This window comes from Streptomyces sp. SID13726 (genome assembly GCF_010548375.1).
Classification (GTDB): domain Bacteria; phylum Actinomycetota; class Actinomycetes; order Streptomycetales; family Streptomycetaceae; genus Streptomyces.
The window spans coordinates 396,813-421,946 of sequence record NZ_JAAGLY010000007.1; the positions used below are offsets into that span (position 1 = coordinate 396,813).

Consider the following 25,134-nt stretch of genomic DNA (forward strand, 5'->3'; position numbering starts at 1 on the left):
ACGCCGTTCCCGGGGCGGCTCTCATACCGAAATACGCGACAGAACTCACTCACCGGCGGGCGCGTGTTCCGCCGCCGTCCGTACGTCGATCTCGCGCCAGAACCCGGCCCTGATCGCGTACCGGTCGTGCTCGTCGATCTGGTCGTCCTTGTGCGCGAGCAGCCCGAACCGGGCCGCGTACCTGAGCAGCTCGCCGTCGATCCGGTGCGGGACCCGCGGGTACATCCCGGACAGCTTCTGCAGATGCGCCTGTTCGCCCAGCCGCTCCATCCACCGCCGCGCGAAGACCTGCCCCACCTCGAAGGGGTCCCCGCCGACCGTGGTGATGTCCTCCTCCCGGTCGGCCCACCGCTGCTCGGCGGTGGTGAGCTGCGCGAGCGTCGGCATGGAGGCGACCTCGGGCGGCTCGGCGGCGCCTCCGGGCCGGTCGACCCAGCCCTTGTCGGAGGACCACCTGAGGGTCGCGCTCGCGGGATGCTGGGCGGGCTGCGCGCCGGGGGCCCGCAGGGCGGCGAGGTCCTTGGGCGTCGGCACCCCCTTGGGCGCCGGCACCCGCTCCTGCGTGCCGTTCTCCGAGGCGTCCGCCGGGGCGTGCTCGGCGTCCTCGGCGGTCCGCTCGGGAGCGGGCGCGAGCGTGGACTCGGGCAGCGGCGCCGAGAGGATCGCGGCGATCTCGGGCCGGGGCGCGGGCGGCGGCGCGCAGGTCCCGCCGAGCTCCTTCGCGCGTACGGCCTTGGTGATCCACGTACGGTCCAGCACCCGCCGCTCGTCCGCCTCGGCGACCAGGTCCTCGGACTGGTTGTAGTCCCCGTCGGCGGCCTGCACGGCCCACAGGTGTACGGCGACCCCGTGCTCCTTGGCCGCCATCATGCCCGGCAGCAGATCGCCGTCGCCGGTGACCAGGACGACGTCGGAGCAGGCGCGGTTGCGGGCCAGCTCGGTCAGCTCGGCGTGCATGGCGGCGTCCACGCCCTTCTGGGCCCAGCGCCCGTCGCTGCGGGTCAGGGCGCCGAGCCGCACGGTGACCCGGGGCATCACGCGCAGCCTGCGGTGCTCGGGCTGCGGGACGCGGTCGGGGGCGCCGTCGAACCAGTAGATGCGCAGCAGGGGTCGTTCCGTGTCGGACTCGGCACGGTCGCGCAGCCCCTGCACGAGGGCGGCGTGGTCGACGGTGATGCGGGAACGTGAGGGCTCTCCGGCGAGGAGACTGGCGGCGGCCCCCAGCAGATACCCGGCGTCCACCAGGACGATGCAGCGGTCCACGCGATCCACCCTCTTTCCGGGAGGTTTGCTTCGGGCTTCCTTCGAGTCTGCCCGACCACGCGAGGGTTAACGGCCCGAACTCGATCTTCGGCGTGGCGTTTCCGGGCATCGGCCGGCGACATTCCCTGTCACACACGGTAATTATCCGAAATGCGCCTCTTGTCAGCCTATGTGAATCTGGTCCCGGCCCTGGCCCCTAGATCCCCCTCAGGAGGCAGATCACCATGGCCAAGAACAAGAACCGTGACCGCAAGCAGCCGCAGTCCGAGCGCGGGCGGCAGCAGGCCGAGCAGTCCTCCATGGAGCAGCAGGCCGAACAGCGTGCCACCCAGGTGACCCCCGGTGACATGGCCCGCAAAGGGCGGCAGAAGCGCTTCGGCCACAACTGACATGTGTGTGAAGGGTTGTTGAGACCCGGGTACACGGAAGGGGCGCACCCGGTCACGGGTGCGCCCCTTCCGTCCGTCTGTTCGCTCAGCCCGCCAGGCAGGACGGTCCGAGCAGCACCTTGAGGTCGCCGAAGAGCGCCGGGTCAGGCTTCACCCGGTGCCGGTCAAGCCGCAGGATCGTCGTCTTCGTCGGGCCCTGGAGCTTGATGCGGACCTCGCTCTCGCCCTTGTGGTGGGTGAGGATCTCGCCGAGGCGGCTGATCATCGGCGGGGTGACCCGGGTGGCCGGGATGGTGAGGATCACCGGCGCGTTGGTGCCCGCGTTGGACAGGTCGGGGACCTGGAGCTCCATCGCGACCAGCCGCGGCACGTCCTCGCGCTTGTCGAGGCGGCCCTTGACGAACACCACGGCGTCCTCGACGAGTTGGGTCGAGACCAGCTGGTAGGTCGCCGGGAAGAACATGCACTCGATGGAACCGGCGAGGTCCTCGACGGTGGCGATCGCCCAGGCGTTGCCCTGCTTGGTCATCTTGCGCTGGAGGCCCGAGATGATGCCGCCGATGGTGACGACCGCGCCGTCCGAGTGCTCACCGCCGGTCAGCTGGGCGATGCCCGCGTCGGCCTTGTCGGAGAGCACGTGCTCCAGACCGAAGAGCGGGTGGTCGGAGACGTAGAGACCGAGCATCTCCCGCTCCTGGGCGAGCAGATAGGTCTTGTCCCACTCGTCCTCGGTGAACTGCACGTCGAGTCCGAAGCCGGGTTCGTCGCTCTCCTCCTCGCCCATCCCGCCGAAGAGGTCGAACTGCCCCTCGGCCTCCTTGCGCTTGACCTGCACCACGTTGTCGATCATCGGCTCGTACTGGGCGGTGAGGCCCTTGCGGGTGTGCCCGAGGGTGTCGAAGGCACCGGCCTTGATCAGCGATTCCGTGGTCCGCTTGTTGCAGGCGACCGCCTCGACCTTGTCGAGGTAGTCGGGGAACGAGCCGTACTTCCCCTTGGCCTTGCGGCTCCTGATGATCGACTCCACCACGTTGGTGCCGACGTTGCGGACCGCCTCCAGGCCGAAGAGGATCACGTCGTCGCCCTGCGCGGCGAAGTTGTGCACCGACTCGTTGACGTTCGGCGGGAGCACCTTGATGCCCATGCGCCGGCACTCGTTGAGGTAGACGGCCGACTTGTCCTTGTCGTCCTTGACCGAGGTGAGCAGACCGGCCATGTACTCGGCGGGGTAGTTCGCCTTGAGGTAGGCGGTCCAGTACGAGACCAGGCCGTACGCGGCGGAGTGCGCCTTGTTGAACGCGTAGCCGGCGAACGGGACCAGCACGTCCCACAGGGCCTGGATCGCCTCGTCGCTGAAGCCCTTGTTCTGCGCGCCGGCCTGGAAGAGGACGAAGTTCTTGGCGAGTTCGTCGGGCTTCTTCTTGCCCATCACCCGGCGCAGGATGTCGGCCTCGCCGAGCGAGTAGCCGGCGATGATCTGGGCGGCCTTCTGCACCTGCTCCTGGTAGACGATCAGGCCGTAGGTGACCGCGAGGACCTCTTCGAGCGGCTCCTCCAGCTCCTTGTGGATCGGGGTGATCTCCTGGAGCTTGTTCTTGCGCAACGCGTAGTTGGTGTGCGAGTCCATGCCCATCGGGCCCGGACGGTAGAGCGCCGAGACGGCGGAGATGTCTTCGAAGTTGTCGGGCTTCATCAGGCGCAGCAGCGAACGCATGGGGCCGCCGTCGAACTGGAAGACGCCCAGGGTCTCACCGCGCTGGAGGAGTTCGAAGGTCTTCGGGTCGTCGAGCGGCAGGGCCAGCAGGTCGAGGTCGACGCCCTTGTTGGACTTCACCATCTTGACGGCGTCGTCCATGATCGTCAGGTTGCGCAGGCCGAGGAAGTCCATCTTCAGCAGGCCGAGCGACTCGCACTGCGGGTAGTCCCACTGCGTGATGGTGACGCCGTCGGTGTGCCGCACCCAGATCGGGGCGTGGTCGACGATGGGCTCGCTGGACATGATCACGCCGGCCGCGTGCACACCCATCTGCCGGACCAGGCCCTCGACGCCCTTGGCGGTGTCGATGACCTTCTTGACGTCCGGTTCGTTCTCGTACATCCCGCGGATCTCGCCCGCCTCGCCGTAGCGCGGGTGCGAGGGGTTGGTGATGCCGTCGAGGTCGATGCCCTTGCCGAGGACGTCGGCGGGCATCGCCTTGGTGAGGCGGTCGCCCATCGCGTACGGGTAGCCCAGCACGCGCGCGGAGTCCTTGATCGCGTTCTTGGCCTTGATCTTGCCGTAGGTGCCGATCATGGCGACCTTGTCGGAGCCGTACTTCTCCGTCACGTACCGGATCACCTCGACGCGCCGGCGCTCGTCGAAGTCGATGTCGACATCGGGCATCGAGATGCGCTCGGGGTTGAGGAACCGCTCGAAGATCAGGCCGTGCGGGATCGGGTCGAGGTCGGTGATGCCCATGGCGTACGCGACGATCGAACCGGCCGCGGAGCCTCGGCCCGGACCGACCGCGATGCCCTGCTTCTTGGCCCACATGATGAAGTCGGCGACGACGAGGAAGTAGCCCGGGAAGCCCATCGAGATGATGGTGTCCATCTCGTACTCGACCTGCTTCATGCGGTCGTCCGGGATGCCACCGGGGAAGCGGCGGTGCATGCCGCGCATGGTCTCCTCGCGGAACCAGGAGACCTCGGTGTAGCCCTCGGGGATGTCGAACTTCGGCATGAGGTTCTTCTCGACGAACATGCCGGTGGTGTCGACCATCTCGGCGACCAGGAGGGTGTTGGCGCAGCCCTCCTGCCAGGCGTCCGAGGAGTCGACGGCGTACATCTCGTCCGTGGACTTCAGGTAGTAGCCGGTGCCGTCGAACTTGAAGCGGTCCGGGTCGGAGAGGTTCTTGCCGGTCTGGATGCACAGCAGGGCGTCGTGGGCGGTCGCCTCGTGCGCGTACGTGTAGTGCGAGTCGTTGGTGACCAGCGGCGGGATGCCGAGCTTCTTGCCGATCTCCAGGAGGCCGTCGCGGACCCGGTGCTCGATCTCGATGCCGTGGTCCATCAGCTCCAGGAAGTAGCGGTCCTTGCCGAAGATGTCCTGGTACTCGGAGGCGGCCTTCAGGGCCTCGTCGTACTGGCCGAGCCGGAGCCGGGTCTGGAGCTCGCCGGAGGGGCAGCCGGTGGAGGCGACGATCCCCTCGGACCACTGGGAGATCGTCTCCTTGTCCATCCGGGGCCACTTCTGGAGCCAGCCCTCGGCGTAGGCGTCCGAGGAGAGCTTGAAGAGGTTGTGCAGGCCGGTCGAGTTCACGGCCCACATCGTCTTGTGGGTGTAACCACCGGAACCGGAGACGTCGTCCCGCTTCTGGTGCGGCTGGCCCCACTGGATCTTGCGCTTGTTGCGCCGGGACTCGGGGGCGACGTACGCCTCGATCCCGATGATCGGGGTGACCCCGGCCTTCTTCGCCGTATGGAAGAAGTCGTACGCCCCGTGGAGGTTGCCGTGGTCGGACATGGCGATATGGGTCATGCCCATCTCGTTGCACGCGTTGAACATGTCCTTGAGCCGCGCGGCACCGTCCAGCAGGGAGTACTGGGTGTGGACGTGCAGGTGCGTGAACGGCGGCTTTGACACGGCGTGGCCTCCATGGAAAACACTCGGCGACAGGCGGGCGGACAGTTCGGGGGACAGCTCGGAAGTCTATGCCTCGGCACTGACACTCAGAGGGTCGCCCCGCGTACCTTCACAACGAGGGTCGCGGGCACTTTCATCCGGGCCCGCCCGTTGGAGAGACGACAGAAACGCTGTCGTACACATGCACCAGGAGGCACCCCGCGATGTCGGTTCCGCAGCTCAACGACGAGCACCGCGGCGAGGAGATCCTCGCTGTCTTCGACACCGCCTTCGGCGAGCTCCTGGCCGCCGACCCGGCAGCGTTCCGGGTGAAGTTCCGCAAGATGGCGGCCTCGGCGTTCGCGTTCTACCGGGGTACGGCCGCGCTCTTCTACCACGACCTGGACGCCGAGAAGCGAGGTGGCCCGTACCTGGACGAGCGCACCTCGCGCGTGTGGATCCACGGCGACCTGCACGCGGAGAACTTCGGCACGTACATGGACTCCAACGGCCGGCTGATCTTCAACGTCAACGACTTCGACGAGGCCTACGTCGGCCCCTTCACCTGGGACCTCAAGCGCTTCGCCGCCTCCATCGCGCTGATCGGGTACGCGAAGGCGCTCGGCGACGACCAGATCAGCGAGCTGGTGCGGGTGTACGCGGGCGCGTACCGCGAGCGCATCCACGCCCTGGCGACCGGCGCCAAGAGCGACGAGGTGCCGCCGTTCACGCTGGACACCGCCGAGGGCCCGCTCCTGGACGCGCTGCGCGACGCGCGCTCCCTGACCCGCTTCGGGCTCCTGGAGTCGATGACGGAGATCCGTGACTTCGAGCGCCGGTTCGCGGGCGGCGGCGGTTCGATCGAGCTGGACGCGGCGACCCGCTACAAGGTGCTCGCGGCCTTCGACGGCTATCTGGAGACGCTGCCGGAGACCTCCCTGGCCCGTCCGGACTCCTACCGCGTCAAGGACGTGGTCGGCCGCCGGGGCATCGGCATCGGCTCGGCGGGGCTGCCGTCGTACAACATCCTCCTGGAGGGCCACAGCGACGCCCTGGAGAACGACGTCGTGATCTACATCAAGCAGGCCCAGACCCCGGCCGTCTCCCGGCACATCACCGACCCGGCGATCCGGGACTACTTCCAGCACGAGGGTCACCGCACGGTGATCTCCCAGCGCGCCCTCCAGCAGCACGCCGACCCGTGGCTGGGCTGGACCGAGCTGGGCGGGGCGGGCCAGCTGGTCGCCGAGATCTCGCCGTACGCCGTGGATCTGGACTGGAGCGACATCGACGACCCGGAAGAGATCGCGGCGGTCGTCGCCGACCTCGGCCGGGCCACGGCCACCATGCACGGGGCGGCGGACGACCAGTCCGGCGAGTCCCTGGTGCCCTTCTCGACCGAGCGGGCCATCGACGCGGCCATCGCGGCCGACGAGGACGGCTTCGCGGGCCTCCTGGTCGACTTCGCGCACAGCTACGGCGCACGCGCGCGTGCCGACCACCAGACCTTCGTGGACCTGTTCCGCAACGGCCGGATCCCCGGTCTGTGACCAGTCGATAACGACGGGCCGTTCACAGTGACCCTTTAGGGGTCCCTTACAGGCCCGCGTGACACACTCTCCACGCTATGGACATATCCGGGACCCAGCTACGAGCGCTCCGCGCGGCGCTGTTCACGGCACTCGTCGTGACGCTCAGCACCGCGTCGCACGTCCTGCTGTCCCGGGCTCCCCTGCCGCTGAACACGGTGGCGGCCGTCGCCGCCGCCGTGTTCGCGCTCGCGTTCGCGCTGGCCGGCCGGGAGCGCGGCTTCGGCCGGATCGCCGCCGTGCTGATCCCGCTGGAGCTGGCCGCCGACACCGTCTTCACCACCGGCCAGCACGTCTGCTACGGCGCCGCGGGCGGCCCGGTCACGGGCCCGCTGCGCTCGGTCGGCTGGGACGTGTTCTGCGGCGACGGCACCAGTGTCGGCTCGCCGCTGGCCCGGATGACCGGCACCGACCCGGAGCGGCTCGGCGGTCTGCTGGCCCACGCCGACCCGGCCACCGCCTGGCTGCTGCTGGGCGCGCACATCGGTGTGGGTCTGCTGGCGGCCGCCTGGCTGCGCCGCGGCGAGCGGGCGCTGGCCCAGCTGCTGCGGGCCGTGGCCGCCACGACGTTCCGGCCGCTGCTCCTCGCGGCGGCCTCGCTGACCGTGCGGTCGGCGCCGGAGCCGGGCCGCCCGGTGCGCCCGGGCCGCCGTACGGCCGTCGTACTCGACGAGATCCTCGTGCACTCCCTGGGACGGCGTGGACCGCCGTGCTCGGTCGCTGCCCTCTGAACCGGACAGCATCCGAGCACCACCAGTCCCGACCTACGTATCCCCCGCACACCAGCTGTGCGCGTCCCCTGATGGAGAACAACGAAATGAGCAAGCGGAACAGCCAGGCCGCGAAGACCGCCGCCCGTGAGCGGCTGCGGCAGGAGCGCGAGCGCCAGGCCAAGCGCGACAAGGTGAAGCGGCAGATCATCGTCGTCTGCTCCATAGTCGGCGTCCTGGCGATAGCCGGCGGCATCAGCTACGCGGTCGTCCAGGGCAACAAGCCCAGCTACTGGGAAGAGGCCAAGAGCGACAAGCTCGTCAAGCCGGCCAACACCTCGGGCACCAACGGCACCACGGTCGTCATGGGCAAGAGCACCGCCAAGAAGACGCTGGTCATGTACGAGGACCCGCGCTGCCCGGTCTGCGCCCAGTTCGAGCAGACCGTCGGCTCGACCGTGAAGAAGGACTTCGACGAGGGCAAGTTCAAGATCCAGTTCGTCGGCGCCTCCTTCCTCGACGGCAACCTCGGCGGCGAGGGCTCCAAGAACGGCCTGAGCGCCCTGGGCGCGGCGCTGAACGTCAGCCCCGAGGCGTTCCTGGAGTACAAGACCGCGATGTACTCCACGAAGTGGCACCCCGAGGAGACCGGCCCCGACAAGTTCAAGGACGACTCCTACCTCATCAAGATCGCGCAGACCGTCCCCGCACTGAAGGACAACAAGACCTTCCAGGACGCCGTGAAGAACGGCACCTACGACAAGTGGGCCCTGGACATGTCCGACAAGTTCAACAAGGACGGCGTCAGCGGCACCCCCACCCTGAAGATGGACGGCAAGACGCTGACCGGCTCCGACGGCAAGAGCGCGCCGATGACGGTCGCCGACTTCACCACGGCGCTGGACGCGGCCCTCAAGGGCTGATCGCGACCTCCCGGCAAAGAGCGGGCGAACTTTTGCGAGTTCGCCCGCTCTCGTCCGTACCGATCAGTAACCTGATGGCCCGTGACCAGTCGATACAGATCGTCCGAGCCTCTCGACGCCCTCAACCCGCGTCGCCGTACGGTGGTCAAGGCGGCGGCCGCCACCGCCGTCCTGGCCGCCCCGCTCGCCGCCGCCCTCCCGGCCCGCGCGGCCGACGCCCCCGCCTTCCTGCACGGTGTCGCCTCCGGTGACCCGCTCCCGGACGGCGTCCTGCTGTGGACCCGGGTGACCCCGACCGCCGCGGCCGTACCCGGTTCCGGGCTCGGCCCGGACACCGAGGTCGGCTGGACCGTCGCCCGGGACAAGGCCTTCACGAACATCGTCGCCAAGGGCTCCGTCACCGCGACCGCCGCCTCCGACCACACGGTCAAGGCGGACGTCCGCGGCCTCGCGCCCGCGACCGACTACTGGTTCCGCTTCTCGGCCGGCGGCACCGACTCCCCGTCGGCGCGCACCCGCACCGCGCCGGCGACCGACGCGGCCGTCACCAACCTCCGCTTCGGCGTGGTCTCCTGCGCCAACTGGGAGGCCGGCTACTTCTCGTCGTACCGCCATCTCGCGGCCCGCGGCGACCTGGACGCCTGGCTGCACCTGGGCGACTACATCTACGAGTACGGCACCGGCGAGTACGGCACCCGCGACACCGTCGTACGGCAGCACGCACCGACCCACGAGATCCTGAGCCTGGCCGACTACCGGGTCCGGCACGGCAAGTACAAGACGGACCCGGACCTCCAGGCGCTGCACGCGGTCGCCCCCGTGGTCGCGATCTGGGACGACCACGAGTTCGCCAACGACGCCTGGTCGGGCGGTGCCGAGAACCACACCGAGGGCACCGAGGGCGCCTGGACGGCCCGTCAGGCGGCCGCCAAGCAGGCCTACTTCGAGTGGATGCCGGTGCGTCCGGCCCTCGCGGGCACCACCTACCGGCGGCTGCGCTTCGGCAAGCTCGCCGACCTCTCCCTGCTCGACCTGCGGTCCTTCCGCTCGCAGCAGGTGGCCGTGGGCAACGGCACGGTCGACGACCCGGACCGCACCATCACGGGCCGCGCCCAGCTGGACTGGCTGAAGGCCGGTCTGAAGTCGAGTGACACCACCTGGCGGCTGGTCGGCAACTCCGTGATGATCTCGCCGTTCGCGATCGGCTCGCTCTCCGCCGACCTGTTCAAGCCGCTCGCCGAGCTGCTCGGGCTGCCGAAGGAGGGCCTGGCCCTCAACACCGACCAGTGGGACGGCTACACGGACGACCGCCGCGAACTGCTGGCCCACCTGCGCTCCAACGCGATCCGCAACACCGTGTTCCTGACCGGGGACATCCACATGGCGTGGGCCAACGACGTGCCGGTGGACGCCGGGACCTACCCGCTGTCGGCCTCCGCCGCCACGGAGTTCGTCGTCACCTCGGTCACCTCGGACAACCTCGACGACCTCATCAAGGTCCCCGAGGGCACGGTCACCGCGCTCGCCGCGCCGGTCATCCAGCTCGCCAACCGGCACGTCCACTGGGTCGACACGGACCGCCACGGCTACGGCGTCCTGGACATCACCGCCGACCGGGCGCAGATGGACTACTACGTCCTGTCCGACAAGACGAAGGCCGACGCGACCTCGTCCTGGGAGCGTTCGTACCGCACCCGCTCCGGCACGCAGAAGGTGGAGCGGACGTACAGCCCCGTCTAGAGCGTGCCGAGGAAGCCGAGGGCCACCCGCCAGGTGGCCTCGGCGGCCTCCTCGTCGTAGTCCGGCAGTCCGGGGTCGGTGTAGAGGTGACCGGCTCCCGCGTAGCGGTAGACCTCGACGTCGGCGCCGGTGCGGCCCATCTGGAGATACCAGGCGCTCAGCCAGTCGTCGGTCTCGAAGGGGTCCGGCTCGGCCACGTGCAGCTGGACCGGCAGGCCGTCCGCCGTCGCGTTCGGCGCGATGTCCGAGGTGCCGTGCAGGAGCAGCAGGCCGCGGGCCTTCTCGTCGCCGAGGGCGAGGGTCTGCGCGACGGAGGCGCCGAGCGAGAGTCCGGCGTAGACGAGCCCGCGCTCGGAGTAGGGCGCGGCGGCCAGGACGGCCCGCTTGAGCAGTTCGTCCTTGCCGACGGACTCGTTGAAGGCCATGCCCTCCTCGACCGTCTCGAAGGTGTGCCCCTCGAAGAGGTCGGGCGTCCACACCTCGTGCCCGGCCTCCCGCAACCGGTCGGCGGCCTCGCGGACCGCGGGCCTCGGTCCGTAGGTCGAGTGAAAGAGCATGATGTTCATGAGGGCCATCGTGCCAGTACGGTCGGGGGCATGGAGAACGTACTGCGCCCCTTGATCGTCATCGGCGGTTCGGTCGTCCTCACGCTGTTGATCGGCTGGGCGACCGACCTGCTGCTGCGCAAGGCAGACCAACGCCACCGCGAGACCCCGCTGTGGGGGCTGCTCCGGCGTGGCCGCATCCCCTACCAGCTCGTGCTCTGCGCGGCCATGCTCCGAGGCTCCTACGACCAGGCGAAGCTCCTGGAGGACCACAAGGTCGGCATCGGCCAGGCACTGACCCTGATCCTCGTCGGGGCGACCGCCTGGCTGGTGATCCGGATCGCCGCCGCCGTGGTGGAGAGCACCTACACCCGCTACGCCCGCGCCCACCACGACGCCGCCCGGGTCCGCCGGGTCCGCACCCAGGTCACGCTGATCATGCGGGTGGTCTCGGCGGTCGTCGGCGTGGTGGCGGTGGCCGCGATGCTGCTGACCTTCCCCGCGATGCGCGCGGCCGGCGCCTCGCTGCTGGCCTCGGCCGGAATCCTCGGCATCGTCGCCGGTGTCGCCGCCCAGTCGACCCTCAGCAACATGTTCGCCGGGCTCCAGATCGCCTTCGGCGACATGGTCCGCATCGGCGACACCGTGGTCGTGGACGGCGAGTGGGGCACCGTCGAGGAGATCACCCTGACCTTTCTGACGGTCCGCACCTGGGACGAGCGCCGGATCACCATGCCGGTGTCGTACTTCACCTCGAAACCGTTCGAGAACTGGTCCCGCGGCACCCCACAGATGACCGGCATCGTCTACTGGCACCTCGACCACTCCGCCCCGCTGGAGCCGATGCGCGAGCGACTGCGGGACATCCTGCGCGAGTGCCCGGCCTGGGACGGCCGCGACTACGGCCTTGCCGTCACCGACAGCACCCCCAACACCATCCAGGTCCGCGCCCTGGTGACCGCCAAGGACGCCGACGACATCTGGACGGTCCGCGTCACGGTCCGCGAACAGATGATCCGCTGGCTCACCGAACACCACCCACACGCCCTGCCCCGAGTGAACACGGCGGACGCGGCACTCCCCACAGAACTCCGGCAGGCAAACGGCAACCTGAGGGACGGCGAGTCTCCACGCCGGGCCCACGAGCCCCCGAGGACGGGGCGGGGCTGACGGGGGGCATCTGTCTTGGGGCGCGGTGCGTGGGGCACGTCGGCATTTTTGCGGCACGGGGAGCATCGGATTCCTTGAAGACGCGGGGCGCCCGCTTCGTTTTTTGGGGGCGCGGGGCTGTATCGATTTGCGGCTACCGCCGCGCGGGCGCGACAAGCCCCCACCGCCCCGCACCCGCCCCACCACCCACGGCCAATGCCCCGTACCCGCCCCACCACCGGAGGTCACCGCCCCCTCTCAGCCCCACCATTGACCTGCACAACCTGAGAAGTCACATGCGCAGCCCCCGCCGACGCCAGCCAGTGAAGCGTCGCGGCGACATCCCCCGGCACCCCCGCCCGCCCCGTCGACGTGTCACCGATCAACCGCTCCCGCCGAGCAGGATCGATAGCCGCCCCGAAGAACTCCGTGTCCTCGACATACCCCGGCGCCACCACATTCGCCGTGATCCCACGCGGCCCCAACTCCCGCGCCAGATCGTGCGCGTACGGATGCAACCCCGCCTTCGCCGCCCCGTACGCCCCGTTCCCTGACCCCCGATACGCGGCGATGGAACTGACGAACAGCACCCGCCCACCCGGCGAGGCAAGCCGCTCCTTCAAACCCTCGGTGAGCAACGCGGCCGTCAGCAGATTGAGCCGGAAGTTCACCGTCCAGTTGTGCGCGACGGCATCGAGCGCGTCACCGCCCTCCACGGCCGGTTCGAGCTGCCCGGTCCCCCCGGCACTGTGGATCAGCACATCCACGGTCCCGAGCTCCCGCCCCACGAACCCGACCACCCCCCGCACCTGTTCGACGTCACCGAGATCGGCGGCGTAGGCCAACGCCCCCGGCACCCCCGCCTCGGACAGCACCTCGGCGCGTCGCCCGAGCAGCAGCACCCGGTCCCCTTCCGCCGCGAACGCCCGCGCCGCCGCGAGCCCGATTCCCGTACCGCCACCGCTGATCACCACGTTGCGAGCCATGTCCGGACCCTACAAACAGATCTCCGGGCAGCCCACCCGGATTTACCCGATCGTCGCAGCCACGTCACCGCAGGCTACGGACGTCGAGATGCCGCAACACCCGGTCCACGACCTCCGGATCGGCCCCCGGCTCACTCCGCGCCGCCAGCACCTCGTGCCGCGCCGCGCTCAGCATCTCCGACTGGATCCGCCGCATCCGCTTGAGCCGCCGCCGGGCCTCGCGCCGCTCCTCGTCGCCCATCTCGGGCGAGATCCGCACCCCGATCTCGAACGCCCGCCGCAGCATCTGCTCGGACAGTTCCTCGGGCAGTTCCTCGACGCTCTCGATCTCCTTGAGCCGCCGCTTGGCCGCCTTCGCCGCCCGTACCGCCAGCGTCTTCTCGAACTCCTTCTCCCGCTCGCTGTCGGCCCGCACCCCCAGCCGTTTCACCAGCCACGGCAGGGTCAGCCCCTGGAGCACCAGCGTGGCCATGATCACCCCGAACGCGATGAACACGATCTCATCCCGGTCGGGGAAGCCGGCCCCGGAGTCGACCTCCAGCGGAATGGCCAGCGCCAGCGCCACGGACGCCACGCCCCGCATCCCGGACCACCACATGACGACGGTCTCCCGCCATCCCATCGGGATCTCCTCGTCGTAGTCCCGCTTGGCGTGCATCCGTTTGGTGAGCCAGGTGGCCGGCAGCAGCCACAACAGCCGTACGACGACGACCACGGCGACGATCGTCGCGGCCCAGCCGAGCATCTCGCCCCAGCGCCCGGACGCGGTCCTGATCGCGTTGTGCAGTTCGAGCCCGATCAGCCCGAAGGCCACCCCGGTGACGAGGGTGTCGACGATGTCCCAGAAGGTGTGCCCGGCGAGCCGGGTCATCACGTCGTCGGCGTCGGTCGAGTACTCGGCGAGGAACAGGGCGGTGGTCAGCACGGCCAGCACACCGGAGCCGTGCAGCTCCTCGGCGAGCACGTAGGAGGCGTACGGCACGAGGACCGTGAGGCCGATCTGGAGGGTGGCGTCGCCGAGCAGGTCCATCAGCCTGTTGGCGCCCCAGCCCAGCGCGAGCCCCACGGCGACGGCGACCACCGCGGAGAGCACCAGCTCGAAGACGGCCTCCCCCGGCGTGAACGAACCGCTCACCGCCGCGGCGACGGCCACGTGGTAGAGCACGATCGCCGTCACGTCGTTGAAGAGCCCCTCGCCCTCCAGGATGGACACCAGCCGCCGGGGCAGCCCGAGTTGCCCCGCCACGGCGGTCGCGGCGACCGGGTCAGGCGGCGCGACCAGCGCGCCGAGCGCGACGGCGGCGGCGATCGGCAGCCCCGGCACGATGGCGTGGGCGACGACGGCCACGCACAGGGTCGTCACGAACACGAGGGCGACGGCGAGCAGGAAGATGGGCCGCTTGTTGGCCGCGAACTGCCGCCAGGACGTGCGCCGTACGGCCGCGTAGAGCAGCGGCGGCAACAGGATCGGCAGGATCAGCTCGGGCGGGATGTCGACATTCGGTACGAAGTCCAGCACCGCGAGCACTATCCCGAGCAGCGTCATCAGCACCGGCGCCGGCAACCCGAACCGGTCCCCCACCGGGACGCTGATCAGAGCCCCCAGCAGCAGAACGAACAACAGGGCCAACTGGTCCACGGTCAGAACTCCGGGCGCATCGACGAAGCAACGGTCCCTTCAGTCTGCCCGCTCGACCGACGGACCTTCCCGACCGCCGCTCCCACTCCTGGCGACCGTCGGAGACCCCGCCCTCCCGGCGAGGGTCAGAGAACCCGCCGCATCGCCCGGTGCGCGATCCCCGCGTCCGGGAACTCCGGCCCGTACGCCACGTACCCCAGCCGCTCGTAGAACCCCAGCGCGTGCGTCTGCGCGTGCAGGTCCACGGCCGCCAGCCCACGCGCGCGTGCCGCGTCCTCGATGGCCCGCACCAGCGCGGCGCCCACCCCGAGCCCACGCGCGGCCTGCGTCACCGCAAGCCGCCCCAGCGACCCCACCGACGGGTCACCGCCGGTCTTCCCGGCCGCCGCCTCGCCGTGCAGCAGCCGCCCGGTCCCGAGCGGCACCCCGTCCTCCCGCACGGCCAGCACATGCACCGCCACGGCGTCGAAAGCGTCGTACTCGATGTCCTCGGGCACGCCCTGCTCGCCGACGAAGACCTCCTTGCGCACCGAGAAGCACGCCTCCCGGTCGGCGGGGTCCTCGGCGACCCGCACCGCGTACGCGTGCGTGCTCACCCGTAGGTCTCCTCGCGCACCAGGTCCAGGGCCTGCTGAAGGTCCTCGGGGTAGTCGCTGGCGAACTCCACCCACTCCCCGTCCCCGGGGTGCTCGAAGCCGAGCCGCACGGCGTGCAGCCACTGCCGGGTCAGGCGCAGTCGCTTGGCGAGGGTCGGGTCGGCGCCGTAGGTGAGGTCGCCGACGCAGGGGTGCCGGTGGGCCGCCATGTGGACGCGGATCTGGTGGGTGCGCCCGGTCTCCAGCTTCACGTCGAGCAGGGAGGCCGCGCGGAACGCCTCGATGAGGTCGTAGTGCGTCACGGAGGGCTTGCCCTCGGCGGTGACCGCCCACTTGTAGTCGTGCTGAGGGTGCCGGCCGATGGGCGCGTCGATGGTGCCGCTGGTCGGGTCCGGGTGGCCCTGGACGAGCGTGTGGTAGCGCTTGTCGACCGTGCGCTCCTTGAACTGGCGCTTGAGCGAGGTGTACGCCCGCTCCGACTTGGCCACGACCATCAGCCCCGAGGTGCCCACGTCGAGCCGGTGCACGATGCCCTGGCGCTCGGCGGCACCCGAGGTCGAGATCCGGTACCCGGCGGCGGCGAGCCCGCCGATCACGGTGGTGCCGGTCCAGCCCGGCGAGGGGTGCGCGGCCACGCCGACCGGCTTGACGATCACGACCACGTCGTCGTCGTCATGGACGATCTCCATGCCCTCGACCGGCTCGGCGACGATCTGCACGGGCGCCGGCGCCTGCGGCATCTCGACCTCCAGCCAGGCCCCGCCGTGCACCCGCTCGGACTTCCCGACCACCGACCCGTCGACCGTGACCTTCCCCGAGGCGGCGAGTTCGGCCGCCTTGGTGCGGGAGAAACCGAACATCCGGGAGATGGCGGCGTCGACGCGCTCGCCCTCCAGGCCGTCGGGTACGGGCAGGGTTCGGATCTCGGGAATCGTGCTCACCCGTCGAGTATGCCGGACCCGCCCGAAGCCCCCGACCGAGCCTGTGGAAAACCGGGGCTCAGTCCTTGTGGACGGTCCCGTCCGGGTCGAGCCCCTTGAAGGACAGCAGCACGATCAGGATGCCGCCGCACACGATCGCCGAGTCGGCGAGGTTGAAGACCGCGAAGTGCTTGGGCGCGATGAAGTCGACGACCGCGCCCTCGAAGACGCCGGGCGAGCGGAAGATCCGGTCGGTGAGGTTGCCGAGCGCGCCACCGAGCAGCAGGCCGAGGGCGATCGCCCAGGGCAGGCTGTAGAGCTTGCGGGCGAGCCGGGCGATGACGACGATCACGGCGGCCGCGATCACCGTGAAGATCACGGTGAAGGCCTCGCCGAAGCCGAAGGCCGCGCCCGCATTGCGGATCGCCTCGAACTTCAGCCAGTCACCGATGATCTCGATCGGCTCGTGGTGCTCCAGCTTCGCGACCACGATCATCTTGCTGACCAGGTCGAGGGCGTACGCGAAGGCCGCGACCGCGAACAGCACGGCGATGCGCCGCTTGCCCCTGGCCCCCGACGCCCGGTCCTGCTCCGGCTCGGCCCCCGCCGCCTCTGGGGAATCCGGCGTACCGATGATGCGCTCCGCCTCTGTCACGTGAGTCCCTCAACCTAGGTACCTGACTGAGGACGAGAGTACGGCACGCCCCTCGGCACCCGGATACCCGTCAGTACCTGCGTTCCTGCTTCTGCTTGCACTCCACGCACAGGGTCGCGCGCGGGAAGGCCTGCATCCGCGCCTTGCCGATGGGATTGCCGCAGTTCTCGCAGAGTCCGTAGGTGCCGGCGTCGAGGCGTCCGAGGGCGCGCTCGCTCTGGGTGAGCATCTCGCGCGCGTTGGCCGCGAGGGCCATCTCGCTCTCGCGCGTGATGTTCTTCGTGCCGGTGTCGGCCTGGTCGTCGCCCGCGCCGTCCCCGGAGTCCCGCATGAGCCCGACCAGGGACTCCTCCGATGTGGAGATCTCGGTGCGCAGCCGCAGGACCTCGGCCGTCAGCTCCGCGCGCGCCTCGGCGACCTCCTCGGGCGTCCACGGGTCCTCACCGGGGCGCACCGCGAGTTCGCCGGGCTCCACCGCGGCGACGCGCGCGTTGGGTAGGGCGGTCTTCGCCGCTGTGGCCGTGCCAGGGGTCTTCTTCGCAACCACCGTCGTGGCTCCCGTCTTTTTCGCGGCCTCGGCCGCGCCCGCCTTCTTGGCCGTGCTCTTCCTGGCCGCCCGCTTCGCGGGGGTGCCCCTGCCGGAGGTGGCCTGCCCGACGTCCCCCTGCGGGACCCCGGCCTCCTCGGCGACCGTCTCCGTGACCGCGGTGTCCTTCGCGGCCTTCTTCCTCCCAGCGGCCTTCGCCGCCGCCGTCCCCTCGTCCGCACCCTTCACGACGGCCTTCTTGGCGACCGCCTTCTTCTTCACACCGGACGCCTTCTTACCGACCGGCGCCTTGCCCGCAGCCGAGGACTTCCCCTCAACCGAGGCCTTCTCCCCAGCCGACGCCCGCCCCGCAGCCGAAGTCTTCTTCACAGCCGAGGACTTCCCCTCGACCGCAGCCTTCTCCCCAGCCGACGACTTCCCCGCGACCGCAGCCTTCCCCACAGCCGAAGACTTCTCCCCGACCGAGGCCTTCTCCCCAGCCGACGCCCGCCCCGCAGCCGAAGTCTTCTTCGCCACCGAGGTCCTCTTCGCCACCGGAGCCTTCTTCGCAGCCGAAGCCCTCTTCGTACCCGAGCCCCCCGAGCCCCTGCCCGCCCCCTTGACCCCCTTGCCGTCGCCCGCCTCCCCACCGACCGATGCCCCGGCCGCCGGTCCCGGTCTCGGCCCCCCGGCCACTTCCCCCTCGGCCCCCTTCCGACCGGGAGCCGCCGTGGCGGCGGTGGACTTCTTGGCACCGCTCGGCTTCCGGGACGCCGCCGTCTTCTTCGCCACGGCCTTCCCGGCACCCGCGCGCGTGCTCTTGACGCCCGGGTCCTTGGCCTCGCCGCCGAAGGCACGGGCATGCGTGGACCGGCTCGACGCCGACTGCTGTACGGCGGTCTTCTTCGCCACCATGCCGCGGCCCCTTCACATATTGTGATCTTGCTCGCGAATCGTGCTGGGACGATAAATCGACTTGAGTCCCGCGGCAACGGGGCACGCCGCCCGATTCGCCTGCCCCGCGCGTGCCGGGCGTGAGGCATGCAAGCGTTGTGCCCAGCTCCCCGCCGGGTAATCCGCCGGACGGCCCGTCCCACGATCCGAACATCCACGCCGCGCCATTCGGGTCACGCCGGACCCCGCGGCGGCCTCCGCGCCGGGCCCCGGAAATCCGGTCGGCCACTGTCCCCGGGGCGCCGTACACTGGGCGGAGCGAGAAGCGTGGATGGGGACGAGTAGCGGCGTACGCAGCCCAGAGCGACCCGGGGACGGTGGAAGCCCGGGGGCGAGCGCGACGTGAAGATCACCCCGGAGCCGCCGGAAGAAGGCCCGCAAGAGCCCGTAGACCCGGCATCGCGACCCCAATGAGGGGGTTCACCGGCGCACACCAGGTGCCGGCGGGCCAAGGAGGGTGGTACCGCGGGAGCGCGCCGAAACCGGCGTACACAGGACAGCTCTCGTCCCTCCGGACGGAAGGCAGCAAGTCCGCCGGAGGAAGCCCGCTGATGACAACGCCGACGTACCGCCAGGTGCCCGCCCAGGTCGACCTGCCCGCGCTGGAGCACGCCGTGCTCGACTTCTGGCGCGAGCAGAAGATCTTCGCCAAGACCCTGGAGCAGTCCGAGGGCCGCCCCGAGTGGGTGTTCTACGAGGGCCCGCCCACCGCCAACGGCATGCCCGGCGCCCACCACATCGAGGCCCGCGTCTTCAAGGACGTCTTCCCCCGCTTCCGCACCATGCGCGGCTACCACGTGGCCCGCAAGGCCGGCTGGGACTGCCACGGCCTCCCGGTGGAGCTCGCGGTGGAGAAGGAGCTCGGCTTCTCCGGCAAGCAGGACATCGAGAAGTACGGCATCGCCGAGTTCAACGACAAGTGCCGCGAGTCCGTGACCCGCCACACCGACGCCTTCGAGGCCCTCACGACCCGCATGGGCTACTGGACCGACCTCCAGGACCCGTACCGCACGATGGACCCCGAGTACATCGAGTCGGTCTGGTGGTCGCTGAAGACGATCTTCGACAAGGGCCTGCTGGTCCAGGACCACCGCGTCGCCCCCTGGTGCCCCCGCTGCGGCACCGGCCTCTCGGACCACGAGCTGGCGCAGGGCTACGAGACGGTCGTCGACCCGTCCGTGTACGTCCGTTTCCCGCTCACCTCCGGTCCGCTCGCCGGCGAGGCCGCGCTCCTGGTGTGGACGACGACCCCCTGGACCCTGGTGTCCAACACGGCGGTCGCCGCGCACCCCGACGTCACCTATGTCGCGGTGACGGACGGCGCGGAGAAGCTCGTCGTCGCCGAACCGCTCGTCACCAAGGCGCTCGGCGAGGGCTGGGAGACCACCGGACAGTCCTTCACCGGCGCCGAAATGGAGCGCTGGACCTATCAACGTCCGTTCGAGCTGGTTGAGTTCCCGGAACCGGCGCATTACGTCGTGAACGCGGAATACGTCACGACCGAGGACGGTACGGGCCTGGTCCACCAGTCCCCCGCCTTCGGTGAGGACGACCTCAAGGTCTGCCGCGCCTACGGCCTGCCGGTCGTGAACCCGGTCCGCCCGGACGGCACCTTCGAGGAGGACGTCCCTCTGGTGGGCGGCGTCTTCTTCAAGAAGGCGGACGAAAAGCTCACCGAGGACCTCCAGCAGCGCGGCCTCCTCTTCAAGCACATCCCGTACGAGCACAGCTACCCGCACTGCTGGCGCTGCCACACCGCGCTCCTCTACTACGCGCAGCCCTCCTGGTACATCCGCACCACGGCCGTCAAGGACCGCCTCCTCCAGGAGAACGAGAACACCAACTGGTTCCCGGAGACGGTCAAGCACGGCCGCTTCGGCGACTGGCTCCAGAACAACATCGACTGGGCGCTGTCCCGCAACCGCTACTGGGGCACCCCGCTGCCGATCTGGCGCTGCGAGGACGACCACCTCACGGTCGTCGGCTCCCGCGCGGAGCTCACCGAGCTGACCGGCACCGACCAGTCCGGCCTCGACCCGCACCGCCCGTACATCGACGAGGTCACCTTCGCCTGCCCGCAGGGCGGCTGCGGAAAGACGGCCACGCGCGTGCCTGAGGTCATCGACGCCTGGTACGACTCGGGTTCGATGCCGTTCGCGCAGTGGGGCTACCCGTACAAGAACAAGGAACTCTTCGAGTCCCGCTACCCGGCGCAGTTCATCTCCGAGGCCATCGACCAGACGCGCGGCTGGTTCTACACGCTGATGGCCGTCGGCACCCTGGTCTTCGACAAGTCGTCGTACGAGAACGTCGTCTGCCTCGGCCACATCCTCGCCGAGGACGGCCGCAAGATGTCCAAGCACCTGGGCAACACCCTGGAGCCGATCCCGCTGATGGACCGGCACGGCGCGGACGCGGTGCGCTGGTTCATGGCGGCCGGCGGCTCCCCGTGGGCGGCCCGCCGGGTGGGCCACGGCACCATCCAGGAGGTCGTCCGCAAGACGCTCCTGACGTACTGGAACACGGTCGCCTTCCAGGCCCTGTACGCCCGCACGTCGAACTGGGCACCCTCCGCGGCCGACCCGGCCCCCGCCGACCGCCCGGTCCTGGACCGCTGGCTGCTGTCCGAACTCCACGCGCTGACCGACCAGGTGACCCAGTCCCTGGAGGCCTACGACACCCAGCGCGCCGGCAAGCTCCTGTCGGCGTTCGTCGACGACCTGTCCAACTGGTACGTACGACGGTCCCGGCGCCGTTTCTGGCAGGGCGACAAGGCGGCGCTGCGCACCCTGCACGAGGTCGTCGAGACGGTCACCAAGCTGATGGCCCCGCTGACCCCGTTCATCACCGAGCGGGTCTGGCAGGACCTGGTGGTGCCGGTCACCCCTGACGCCCCGGAGTCGGTGCACCTGACGACCTGGCCGGAGGCGGACCTCTCCGCCATCGACCCGGAGTTGTCCAGGCAGATGGTCCTGGTGCGCCGGCTCGTCGAGCTGGGCCGTGCCACGCGCGCGGAGTCGGGTGTGAAGACCCGTCAGCCGCTGTCCCGGGCGCTCATCGCGGCGACCGGCTTCGACGCCCTCGACCGTGAACTGCACGCGCAGATCACGGAGGAGCTGAACGTCAGCTCGCTGGCGTCCCTCTCCGAGGTCGGCGGCAGCCTGGTCGACACCACCGCGAAGGCCAACTTCCGCGCGCTGGGCAAGCGGTTCGGCAAGCGCGTCCAGGACGTGGCCAAGGCCGTCGCCAACGCCGACGCGGCGGCGCTCTCCCTCGCCCTGCGCGAGGGCACGGCGTCGGTCGAGGTCGACGGCGAGACGGTCACGCTCGCCCCCGACGAGGTCATCATCACGGAGACCCCGCGCGAGGGCTGGTCGGTGGCGTCCGACTCGGGTGCCACGGTCGCCCTCGACCTGGAGATCACCGAGGAACTGCGCCAGGCGGGCCTCGCCCGTGACGCGATCCGCCTGATCCAGGAGGCCCGCAAGAACAGCGGCCTCGACGTGGCCGACCGGATCGCGCTGCGCTGGACGTCGACCGACCCGGCGGTGGTCGCGGCTCTCGCCGAGCACGCGGGGCTGATCTCCGACGAGGTCCTGGCGACCGACTTCGCGCAGGGCGAGGCGGACGGCTCCTACGGCGAGCCGTTCACCGACGAGGGCCTGTCCCTGACGTTCCGTCTGCGCAAGGCGTAAGCCCACGGGGCACGAAGGCCCGGTCTCCCGCTGTGGGAGACCGGGCCTTCGCCATGACCGGTGTGGTGATCAACACGCGTAAAAGGGAGGGGCCCCGGATCGAGATCCGGGGCCCCTCCCTGAACGCTGCCGACGCCTAAGGCGTACTAGAGGCCGTCAGTTGTCGTCCTCGTCGATGAGGAACCCGCGCATCGGCGAGGGAGCCTGGCCCATCGGGCCGGGACCCTGCGGCCGCACCGGCGCCATCGGCTGGGTCATCGCGGGCGACATCTGCTGCTGGCCGCCGTAGGACGGAGCGGCCGGCGAAGGACCGCTGCCCATACCCGGGTTGCCACCGTACGACGGGGCGCTCGCACCGGCCGGAGCCATCGAGGGCGCCGGGGACGGCGGCAGCGACGCGGCCGCAGGGGCACGCGGCGGAGCCAGCGAGTCGTCGGCCTGGGTCTCCAGCTGACGCAGCTGCGACTCGAGGTACGACTTCAGACGCGTGCGGTACTCGCGCTCGAAGCCGCGCAGGTCCTCGACCTTGCGCTCCAGCGTGGCGCGGGCGGACTCCAGGGAGCCCATCGCGACGCGGTGCTTCTCCTGCGCGTCCCGCTCCAGGGCGTCGGCCTTGGCCCGGGCGTCACGCTCAAGACCCTCGGCACGCGAACGCGCCTCGCCCACGATCTTGTTGGCCTCGGAACGGGCCTCGGCGATCGCCTGGTCGGCGGTCTGCTGGGCCAGCGAGAGGACGCGGGCGGCGCTGTCGCCACCGGGGCCCTGACCGGGGCCGCCCATCGGACCGCCCATGGGGCCGCCCATCGGGCCACCCATCTGCTGCTGCATCGGCGGCTGACCGCCCATGGTGCCCTGACCCATCGGACCCTGGCCCATACCGCCCTGGCCCATCGGACCCTGACCCATCGGGCCCTGCCCCATGGGGCCTTGGCCCATCGGACCGGGACCCTGCGGACCGCCCTGGCCGCCGGGACCGGCGGGCAGCTGCGGCGCACCGCTCGGCAGCTGGGGCGGGCCACCCATGGGGCCACCCATCTGCTGCTGCGGCGGACCGGATATCCCGGCCGGCACGGGGGCGCCGGGACCGGGCCCACGCATGCCCTGCTGCGGCATCCCCTGACCGGGTCCGGGCATGCCCTGCTGCTGGTCCTGTTCCGGGGGCTTGCGCATGTTCTGCTGGTTCTGCGCGGCGGCGCGCGTGGCCGCGGCCAACTTGGCGCGCAGGTCCTCGTTCTCGCGGAGCAGGCGCGTCAGTTCGGCTTCGACCTCGTCGAGGAAGGCATCGACCTCGTCCTCGTCATAGCCTTCTCGGAGGCGGACGGTCGTGAACTGCTTGTTCCGCACGTCCTCGGGGGTCAACGGCATCTCTTCACCTCAACGTAGTCATCGGCAGTCGGCAAGACCGTATCGTCCACTGTCACCTCGCGAGATTGCCCACGATAGAGATCAAGATGTAGACGATGATCATCAGGACGAAGAAGGACAGGTCGAGCGCCACGCCCCCGAGACGCAACGGCGGGATGAACCGCCGCAGAAGCTTCAACGGTGGATCGGTGACAGTGTAGGTGGCCTCGAGAACGACCACCATCGCCTTGCCGGGTTGCCACGAGCGGGCGAACTGGAAGACGTAGTCCATGACCAGCCGGAAGATGAGCACGATGAGGAACACCATCAGCGCGATGTAGATCACCTGCGCGAACACGCCCATGGCTTGTCTTTCCCTCTCCCCTGTTCCGTGCTTTCAGCGGTTGTCTGTCTCAGCTCTGGTTGAAGAACCCGCCCTCTGCGATGCGGGCCTTGTCCTCCGCCGTGACATCGACGTTAGCAGGCGACAACAGGAACACCTTCTGCGTCACCCGCTCGATGCTGCCGTGAAGACCAAACACCAAACCGGCCGCAAAGTCGACAAGTCGCTTGGCGTCTGTGTCATCCATCTCAGTCAGATTCATGATCACCGGAGTGCCCTCACGGAAGTGTTCCCCGATGGTACGGGCCTCGTTGTAGGTCCGGGGGTGAAGTGTGGTGATCCGGTAAGGCTCTCGTTCCGACACGACCTTGGGCATGATCACCGGTGCGTTCTTCTCCAGGCTTGCGCGCTCTTGTGTGATGGATGCCACGGGCGCGATGCGCGCGGGACGCACCGATTCCGCGACCGGCGAGGCGGATCGGGGCACCGGGTCACGCGGCACCGAAGGCTGCACGACTCTTACCGATTCATCCCTTTCAGGCTGAATCACCTGATGCGACTGGTGCGACGGCTCATGCCGTCGACGGTCCCGCTCGGGCTCCGGGTCGAGTTCGGGCTCGAAGTCGTCGTCGGGGTCAAAACCGCGGCCGTCGTACCCATCGTCCTCCACGAGGCCGAGGTAGACCGCCATCTTGCGCATCGCGCCGGCCATTCTCTGAGTCCTCCGCTCTGTGGTGGATCGGCTGACGACTGCCAAGTGCCCGCGATCCACGAGGTCGTTATGCCCGCCTTCCAGCGGTAATGACCATATTTTCTGCTGTGGTCCGACTTCCTGGCGACGTTACCCGAGCCTGGGGCGGACTCCGAGTACCGCAGTGCCGACGCGCACATGTGTCGCCCCTGCTGCCACGGCCTGTTCGAGATCCGCACTCATCCCTGCCGAGACCATGTTCGCAGCCGGATGGACTCGGCGCAGGTCGGTCGACAAATCCATCAACCGCTCGAACGCCACCTGTTCGCGTCCCGCGTATTCCCCGGTGAGCGGAGCGACGGTCATCAGTCCGTCGAGCCGCAGCCCCGGAGCCCCGGCCACGAGATCCGCCAACTCCCCGATCCCGCCGGGCGCCACGCCCCCCCGCTCCCCCCGCTCGCCCGAACCGGCGTCGAGCGCGACCTGGATGAGGCATCCCACCTCGCGCCCGACCTTCACGGCCTCCTTCGAGAGGGCCGTCACCAGCTTGGAACGATCGACGGACTGCACGAGATCCGCGTAACCGACCACGGATCGCACCTTGTTGGTCTGCAACTGGCCGACAAAGTGCCAACTGAGGGGCAGATCCGAGCATTCGGCGGCCTTGGGCGCCGCGTCCTGGTCCTTGTTCTCGGCGACATGACGCACGCCGAGCTCCGAGAGGATCCGCACATCGCTCGCGGGGTAGGTCTTGGTGACCACGACGAGGGTCACCTCCTCGCGCTTGCGCCCGGCCGCGATGCACGCGGCGGCGATGCGCTCCTCCACCTTCGCCAGGTTTCCGGCGAGTTCGTCCTTACGGTCCGTCATGCC

Annotated in this window: 20 protein-coding genes; 7 read left to right on the forward strand and 13 right to left on the reverse strand. The window is 69.8% G+C overall.

Annotated elements, in window-relative coordinates; translation table 11 throughout:
• Window positions 1-45: 45 nt before the first annotated feature.
• Window positions 46-1,263 carry an NYN domain-containing protein gene (locus G3I78_RS21530; protein WP_164426993.1) on the reverse strand — a complete coding sequence of 406 codons (1,218 nt, stop codon included), beginning with the start codon at window positions 1,261-1,263 and terminating at the stop codon, window positions 46-48.
• A 224-nt stretch (window positions 1,264-1,487) separates the two neighbouring features.
• Here G3I78_RS21530 and G3I78_RS51240 point away from each other — a divergent pair, with 224 nt between their 5' ends.
• Window positions 1,488-1,652: a hypothetical protein gene (locus G3I78_RS51240; protein ID WP_203615243.1), complete on the forward strand. Its 165-nt coding sequence runs from the start codon at window positions 1,488-1,490 to the stop codon at window positions 1,650-1,652.
• 85 nt (window positions 1,653-1,737) lie between these two features.
• Here the strand turns inward: G3I78_RS51240 and dnaE are convergent, their stop codons facing one another.
• Window positions 1,738-5,277: a DNA polymerase III subunit alpha gene (gene dnaE, locus G3I78_RS21535; protein WP_164426996.1), complete on the reverse strand. Its 3,540-nt coding sequence runs from the start codon at window positions 5,275-5,277 to the stop codon at window positions 1,738-1,740.
• Between the two features lie 203 nt (window positions 5,278-5,480).
• On the opposite strand from dnaE, the gene G3I78_RS21540 reads away from it, so the two are divergent.
• From G3I78_RS21540 to G3I78_RS21555, 4 genes are all read left to right on the forward strand, one after another.
• Window positions 5,481-6,806, forward strand: coding sequence for a DUF2252 domain-containing protein (locus G3I78_RS21540; protein WP_164426998.1), 1,326 nt, complete (start codon window positions 5,481-5,483; stop codon window positions 6,804-6,806).
• A gap of 77 nt (window positions 6,807-6,883) precedes the next feature.
• The gene (locus G3I78_RS21545) at window positions 6,884-7,576 is read left to right on the forward strand and encodes a hypothetical protein (protein ID WP_164427000.1); all 693 of its coding nucleotides are present in this window, start codon (window positions 6,884-6,886) and stop codon (window positions 7,574-7,576) included.
• Window positions 7,577-7,662: 86 nt separating this feature from the next.
• On the forward strand, window positions 7,663-8,478 hold the full coding sequence (locus tag G3I78_RS21550) for a thioredoxin domain-containing protein (RefSeq protein WP_164427002.1): 816 nt from the start codon (window positions 7,663-7,665) through the stop codon (window positions 8,476-8,478).
• Window positions 8,479-8,559: 81 nt separating this feature from the next.
• Window positions 8,560-10,218, forward strand: coding sequence for an alkaline phosphatase D family protein (locus G3I78_RS21555; RefSeq protein WP_164427004.1), 1,659 nt, complete (start codon window positions 8,560-8,562; stop codon window positions 10,216-10,218).
• Here the strand turns inward: G3I78_RS21555 and G3I78_RS21560 are convergent.
• A complete protein-coding gene (locus G3I78_RS21560; protein WP_164427006.1) occupies window positions 10,215-10,784 on the reverse strand; it encodes a dienelactone hydrolase family protein in 570 nt (189 codons plus the stop codon). The two genes, G3I78_RS21555 and G3I78_RS21560, sit on opposite strands and share 4 nt — an antisense overlap.
• A gap of 30 nt (window positions 10,785-10,814) precedes the next feature.
• Between G3I78_RS21560 and G3I78_RS21565 the strand changes: the two genes are divergently transcribed.
• Window positions 10,815-11,933, forward strand: a complete 1,119-nt coding sequence (locus tag G3I78_RS21565) for a mechanosensitive ion channel domain-containing protein (RefSeq protein ID WP_164427009.1) — start codon at window positions 10,815-10,817, stop codon at window positions 11,931-11,933.
• 224 nt (window positions 11,934-12,157) lie between these two features.
• Here G3I78_RS21565 and G3I78_RS21570 read toward each other — a convergent pair whose 3' ends face one another.
• The 6 genes from G3I78_RS21570 to G3I78_RS21595 form a co-directional block, all read right to left on the reverse strand.
• Complete coding sequence (locus G3I78_RS21570) at window positions 12,158-12,898, reverse strand: SDR family oxidoreductase (RefSeq protein ID WP_164427010.1); 741 nt, start codon at window positions 12,896-12,898, stop codon at window positions 12,158-12,160.
• 64 nt (window positions 12,899-12,962) lie between these two features.
• A complete protein-coding gene (locus tag G3I78_RS21575) occupies window positions 12,963-14,537 on the reverse strand; it encodes a Na+/H+ antiporter (RefSeq protein ID WP_164427012.1) in 1,575 nt (524 codons plus the stop codon).
• Window positions 14,538-14,662: 125 nt separating this feature from the next.
• Window positions 14,663-15,133: a GNAT family N-acetyltransferase gene (locus G3I78_RS21580; protein ID WP_164427014.1), complete on the reverse strand. Its 471-nt coding sequence runs from the start codon at window positions 15,131-15,133 to the stop codon at window positions 14,663-14,665.
• Window positions 15,130-16,074, reverse strand: coding sequence for an RluA family pseudouridine synthase (locus G3I78_RS21585; RefSeq protein ID WP_020137467.1), 945 nt, complete (start codon window positions 16,072-16,074; stop codon window positions 15,130-15,132). Before G3I78_RS21585 ends, G3I78_RS21580 begins: the two co-directional genes overlap by 4 nt.
• Window positions 16,075-16,132: 58 nt before the next feature.
• On the reverse strand, window positions 16,133-16,708 hold the full coding sequence (gene lspA, locus G3I78_RS21590; protein ID WP_164427016.1) for a signal peptidase II: 576 nt from the start codon (window positions 16,706-16,708) through the stop codon (window positions 16,133-16,135).
• A gap of 70 nt (window positions 16,709-16,778) precedes the next feature.
• Window positions 16,779-18,149, reverse strand: coding sequence for a TraR/DksA C4-type zinc finger protein (locus G3I78_RS21595; protein ID WP_203615244.1), 1,371 nt, complete (start codon window positions 18,147-18,149; stop codon window positions 16,779-16,781).
• A 590-nt stretch (window positions 18,150-18,739) separates the two neighbouring features.
• On the opposite strand from G3I78_RS21595, the gene ileS reads away from it, so the two are divergent.
• Window positions 18,740-21,883 carry an isoleucine--tRNA ligase gene (gene ileS / locus G3I78_RS21605; protein ID WP_164427018.1) on the forward strand — a complete coding sequence of 1,048 codons (3,144 nt, stop codon included), beginning with the start codon at window positions 18,740-18,742 and terminating at the stop codon, window positions 21,881-21,883.
• Window positions 21,884-22,039: 156 nt separating this feature from the next.
• Here the strand turns inward: ileS and G3I78_RS21610 are convergent, their stop codons facing one another.
• The 4 genes from G3I78_RS21610 to G3I78_RS21625 form a co-directional block, all read right to left on the reverse strand.
• On the reverse strand, window positions 22,040-23,248 hold the full coding sequence (locus G3I78_RS21610) for a DivIVA domain-containing protein (protein ID WP_164427020.1): 1,209 nt from the start codon (window positions 23,246-23,248) through the stop codon (window positions 22,040-22,042).
• A gap of 52 nt (window positions 23,249-23,300) precedes the next feature.
• Window positions 23,301-23,591: a YggT family protein gene (locus tag G3I78_RS21615; RefSeq protein ID WP_037937545.1), complete on the reverse strand. Its 291-nt coding sequence runs from the start codon at window positions 23,589-23,591 to the stop codon at window positions 23,301-23,303.
• A 49-nt stretch (window positions 23,592-23,640) separates the two neighbouring features.
• On the reverse strand, window positions 23,641-24,282 hold the full coding sequence (gene sepF, locus G3I78_RS21620; RefSeq protein ID WP_164427023.1) for a cell division protein SepF: 642 nt from the start codon (window positions 24,280-24,282) through the stop codon (window positions 23,641-23,643).
• 129 nt (window positions 24,283-24,411) lie between these two features.
• Window positions 24,412-25,131 (reverse strand): YggS family pyridoxal phosphate-dependent enzyme, encoded by a 720-nt coding sequence (locus tag G3I78_RS21625; RefSeq protein ID WP_164427025.1) that lies wholly within the window; start codon window positions 25,129-25,131, stop codon window positions 24,412-24,414.
• Window positions 25,132-25,134: the final 3 nt, after the last annotated feature.

Coding starts and splice junctions, on each gene's coding strand:
- G3I78_RS51240 (WP_203615243.1), top strand. CDS start 1,488: ATGGCCAAGAACAAGAACCGTGACCGCAAGCAGCCGCAGTCCGAGCGC.
- G3I78_RS21540 (WP_164426998.1), top strand. CDS start 5,481: ATGTCGGTTCCGCAGCTCAACGACGAGCACCGCGGCGAGGAGATCCTC.
- G3I78_RS21545 (WP_164427000.1), top strand. CDS start 6,884: ATGGACATATCCGGGACCCAGCTACGAGCGCTCCGCGCGGCGCTGTTC.
- G3I78_RS21550 (WP_164427002.1), top strand. CDS start 7,663: ATGAGCAAGCGGAACAGCCAGGCCGCGAAGACCGCCGCCCGTGAGCGG.
- G3I78_RS21560 (WP_164427006.1), bottom strand. CDS start 10,784: ATGAACATCATGCTCTTTCACTCGACCTACGGACCGAGGCCCGCGGTC.
- G3I78_RS21565 (WP_164427009.1), top strand. CDS start 10,815: ATGGAGAACGTACTGCGCCCCTTGATCGTCATCGGCGGTTCGGTCGTC.
- G3I78_RS21570 (WP_164427010.1), bottom strand. CDS start 12,898: ATGGCTCGCAACGTGGTGATCAGCGGTGGCGGTACGGGAATCGGGCTC.
- G3I78_RS21595 (WP_203615244.1), bottom strand. CDS start 18,149: ATGGTGGCGAAGAAGACCGCCGTACAGCAGTCGGCGTCGAGCCGGTCC.
- ileS (WP_164427018.1), top strand. CDS start 18,740: ATGACAACGCCGACGTACCGCCAGGTGCCCGCCCAGGTCGACCTGCCC.
- G3I78_RS21610 (WP_164427020.1), bottom strand. CDS start 23,248: ATGCCGTTGACCCCCGAGGACGTGCGGAACAAGCAGTTCACGACCGTC.
- G3I78_RS21615 (WP_037937545.1), bottom strand. CDS start 23,591: ATGGGCGTGTTCGCGCAGGTGATCTACATCGCGCTGATGGTGTTCCTC.
- sepF (WP_164427023.1), bottom strand. CDS start 24,282: ATGGCCGGCGCGATGCGCAAGATGGCGGTCTACCTCGGCCTCGTGGAG.
- G3I78_RS21625 (WP_164427025.1), bottom strand. CDS start 25,131: ATGACGGACCGTAAGGACGAACTCGCCGGAAACCTGGCGAAGGTGGAG.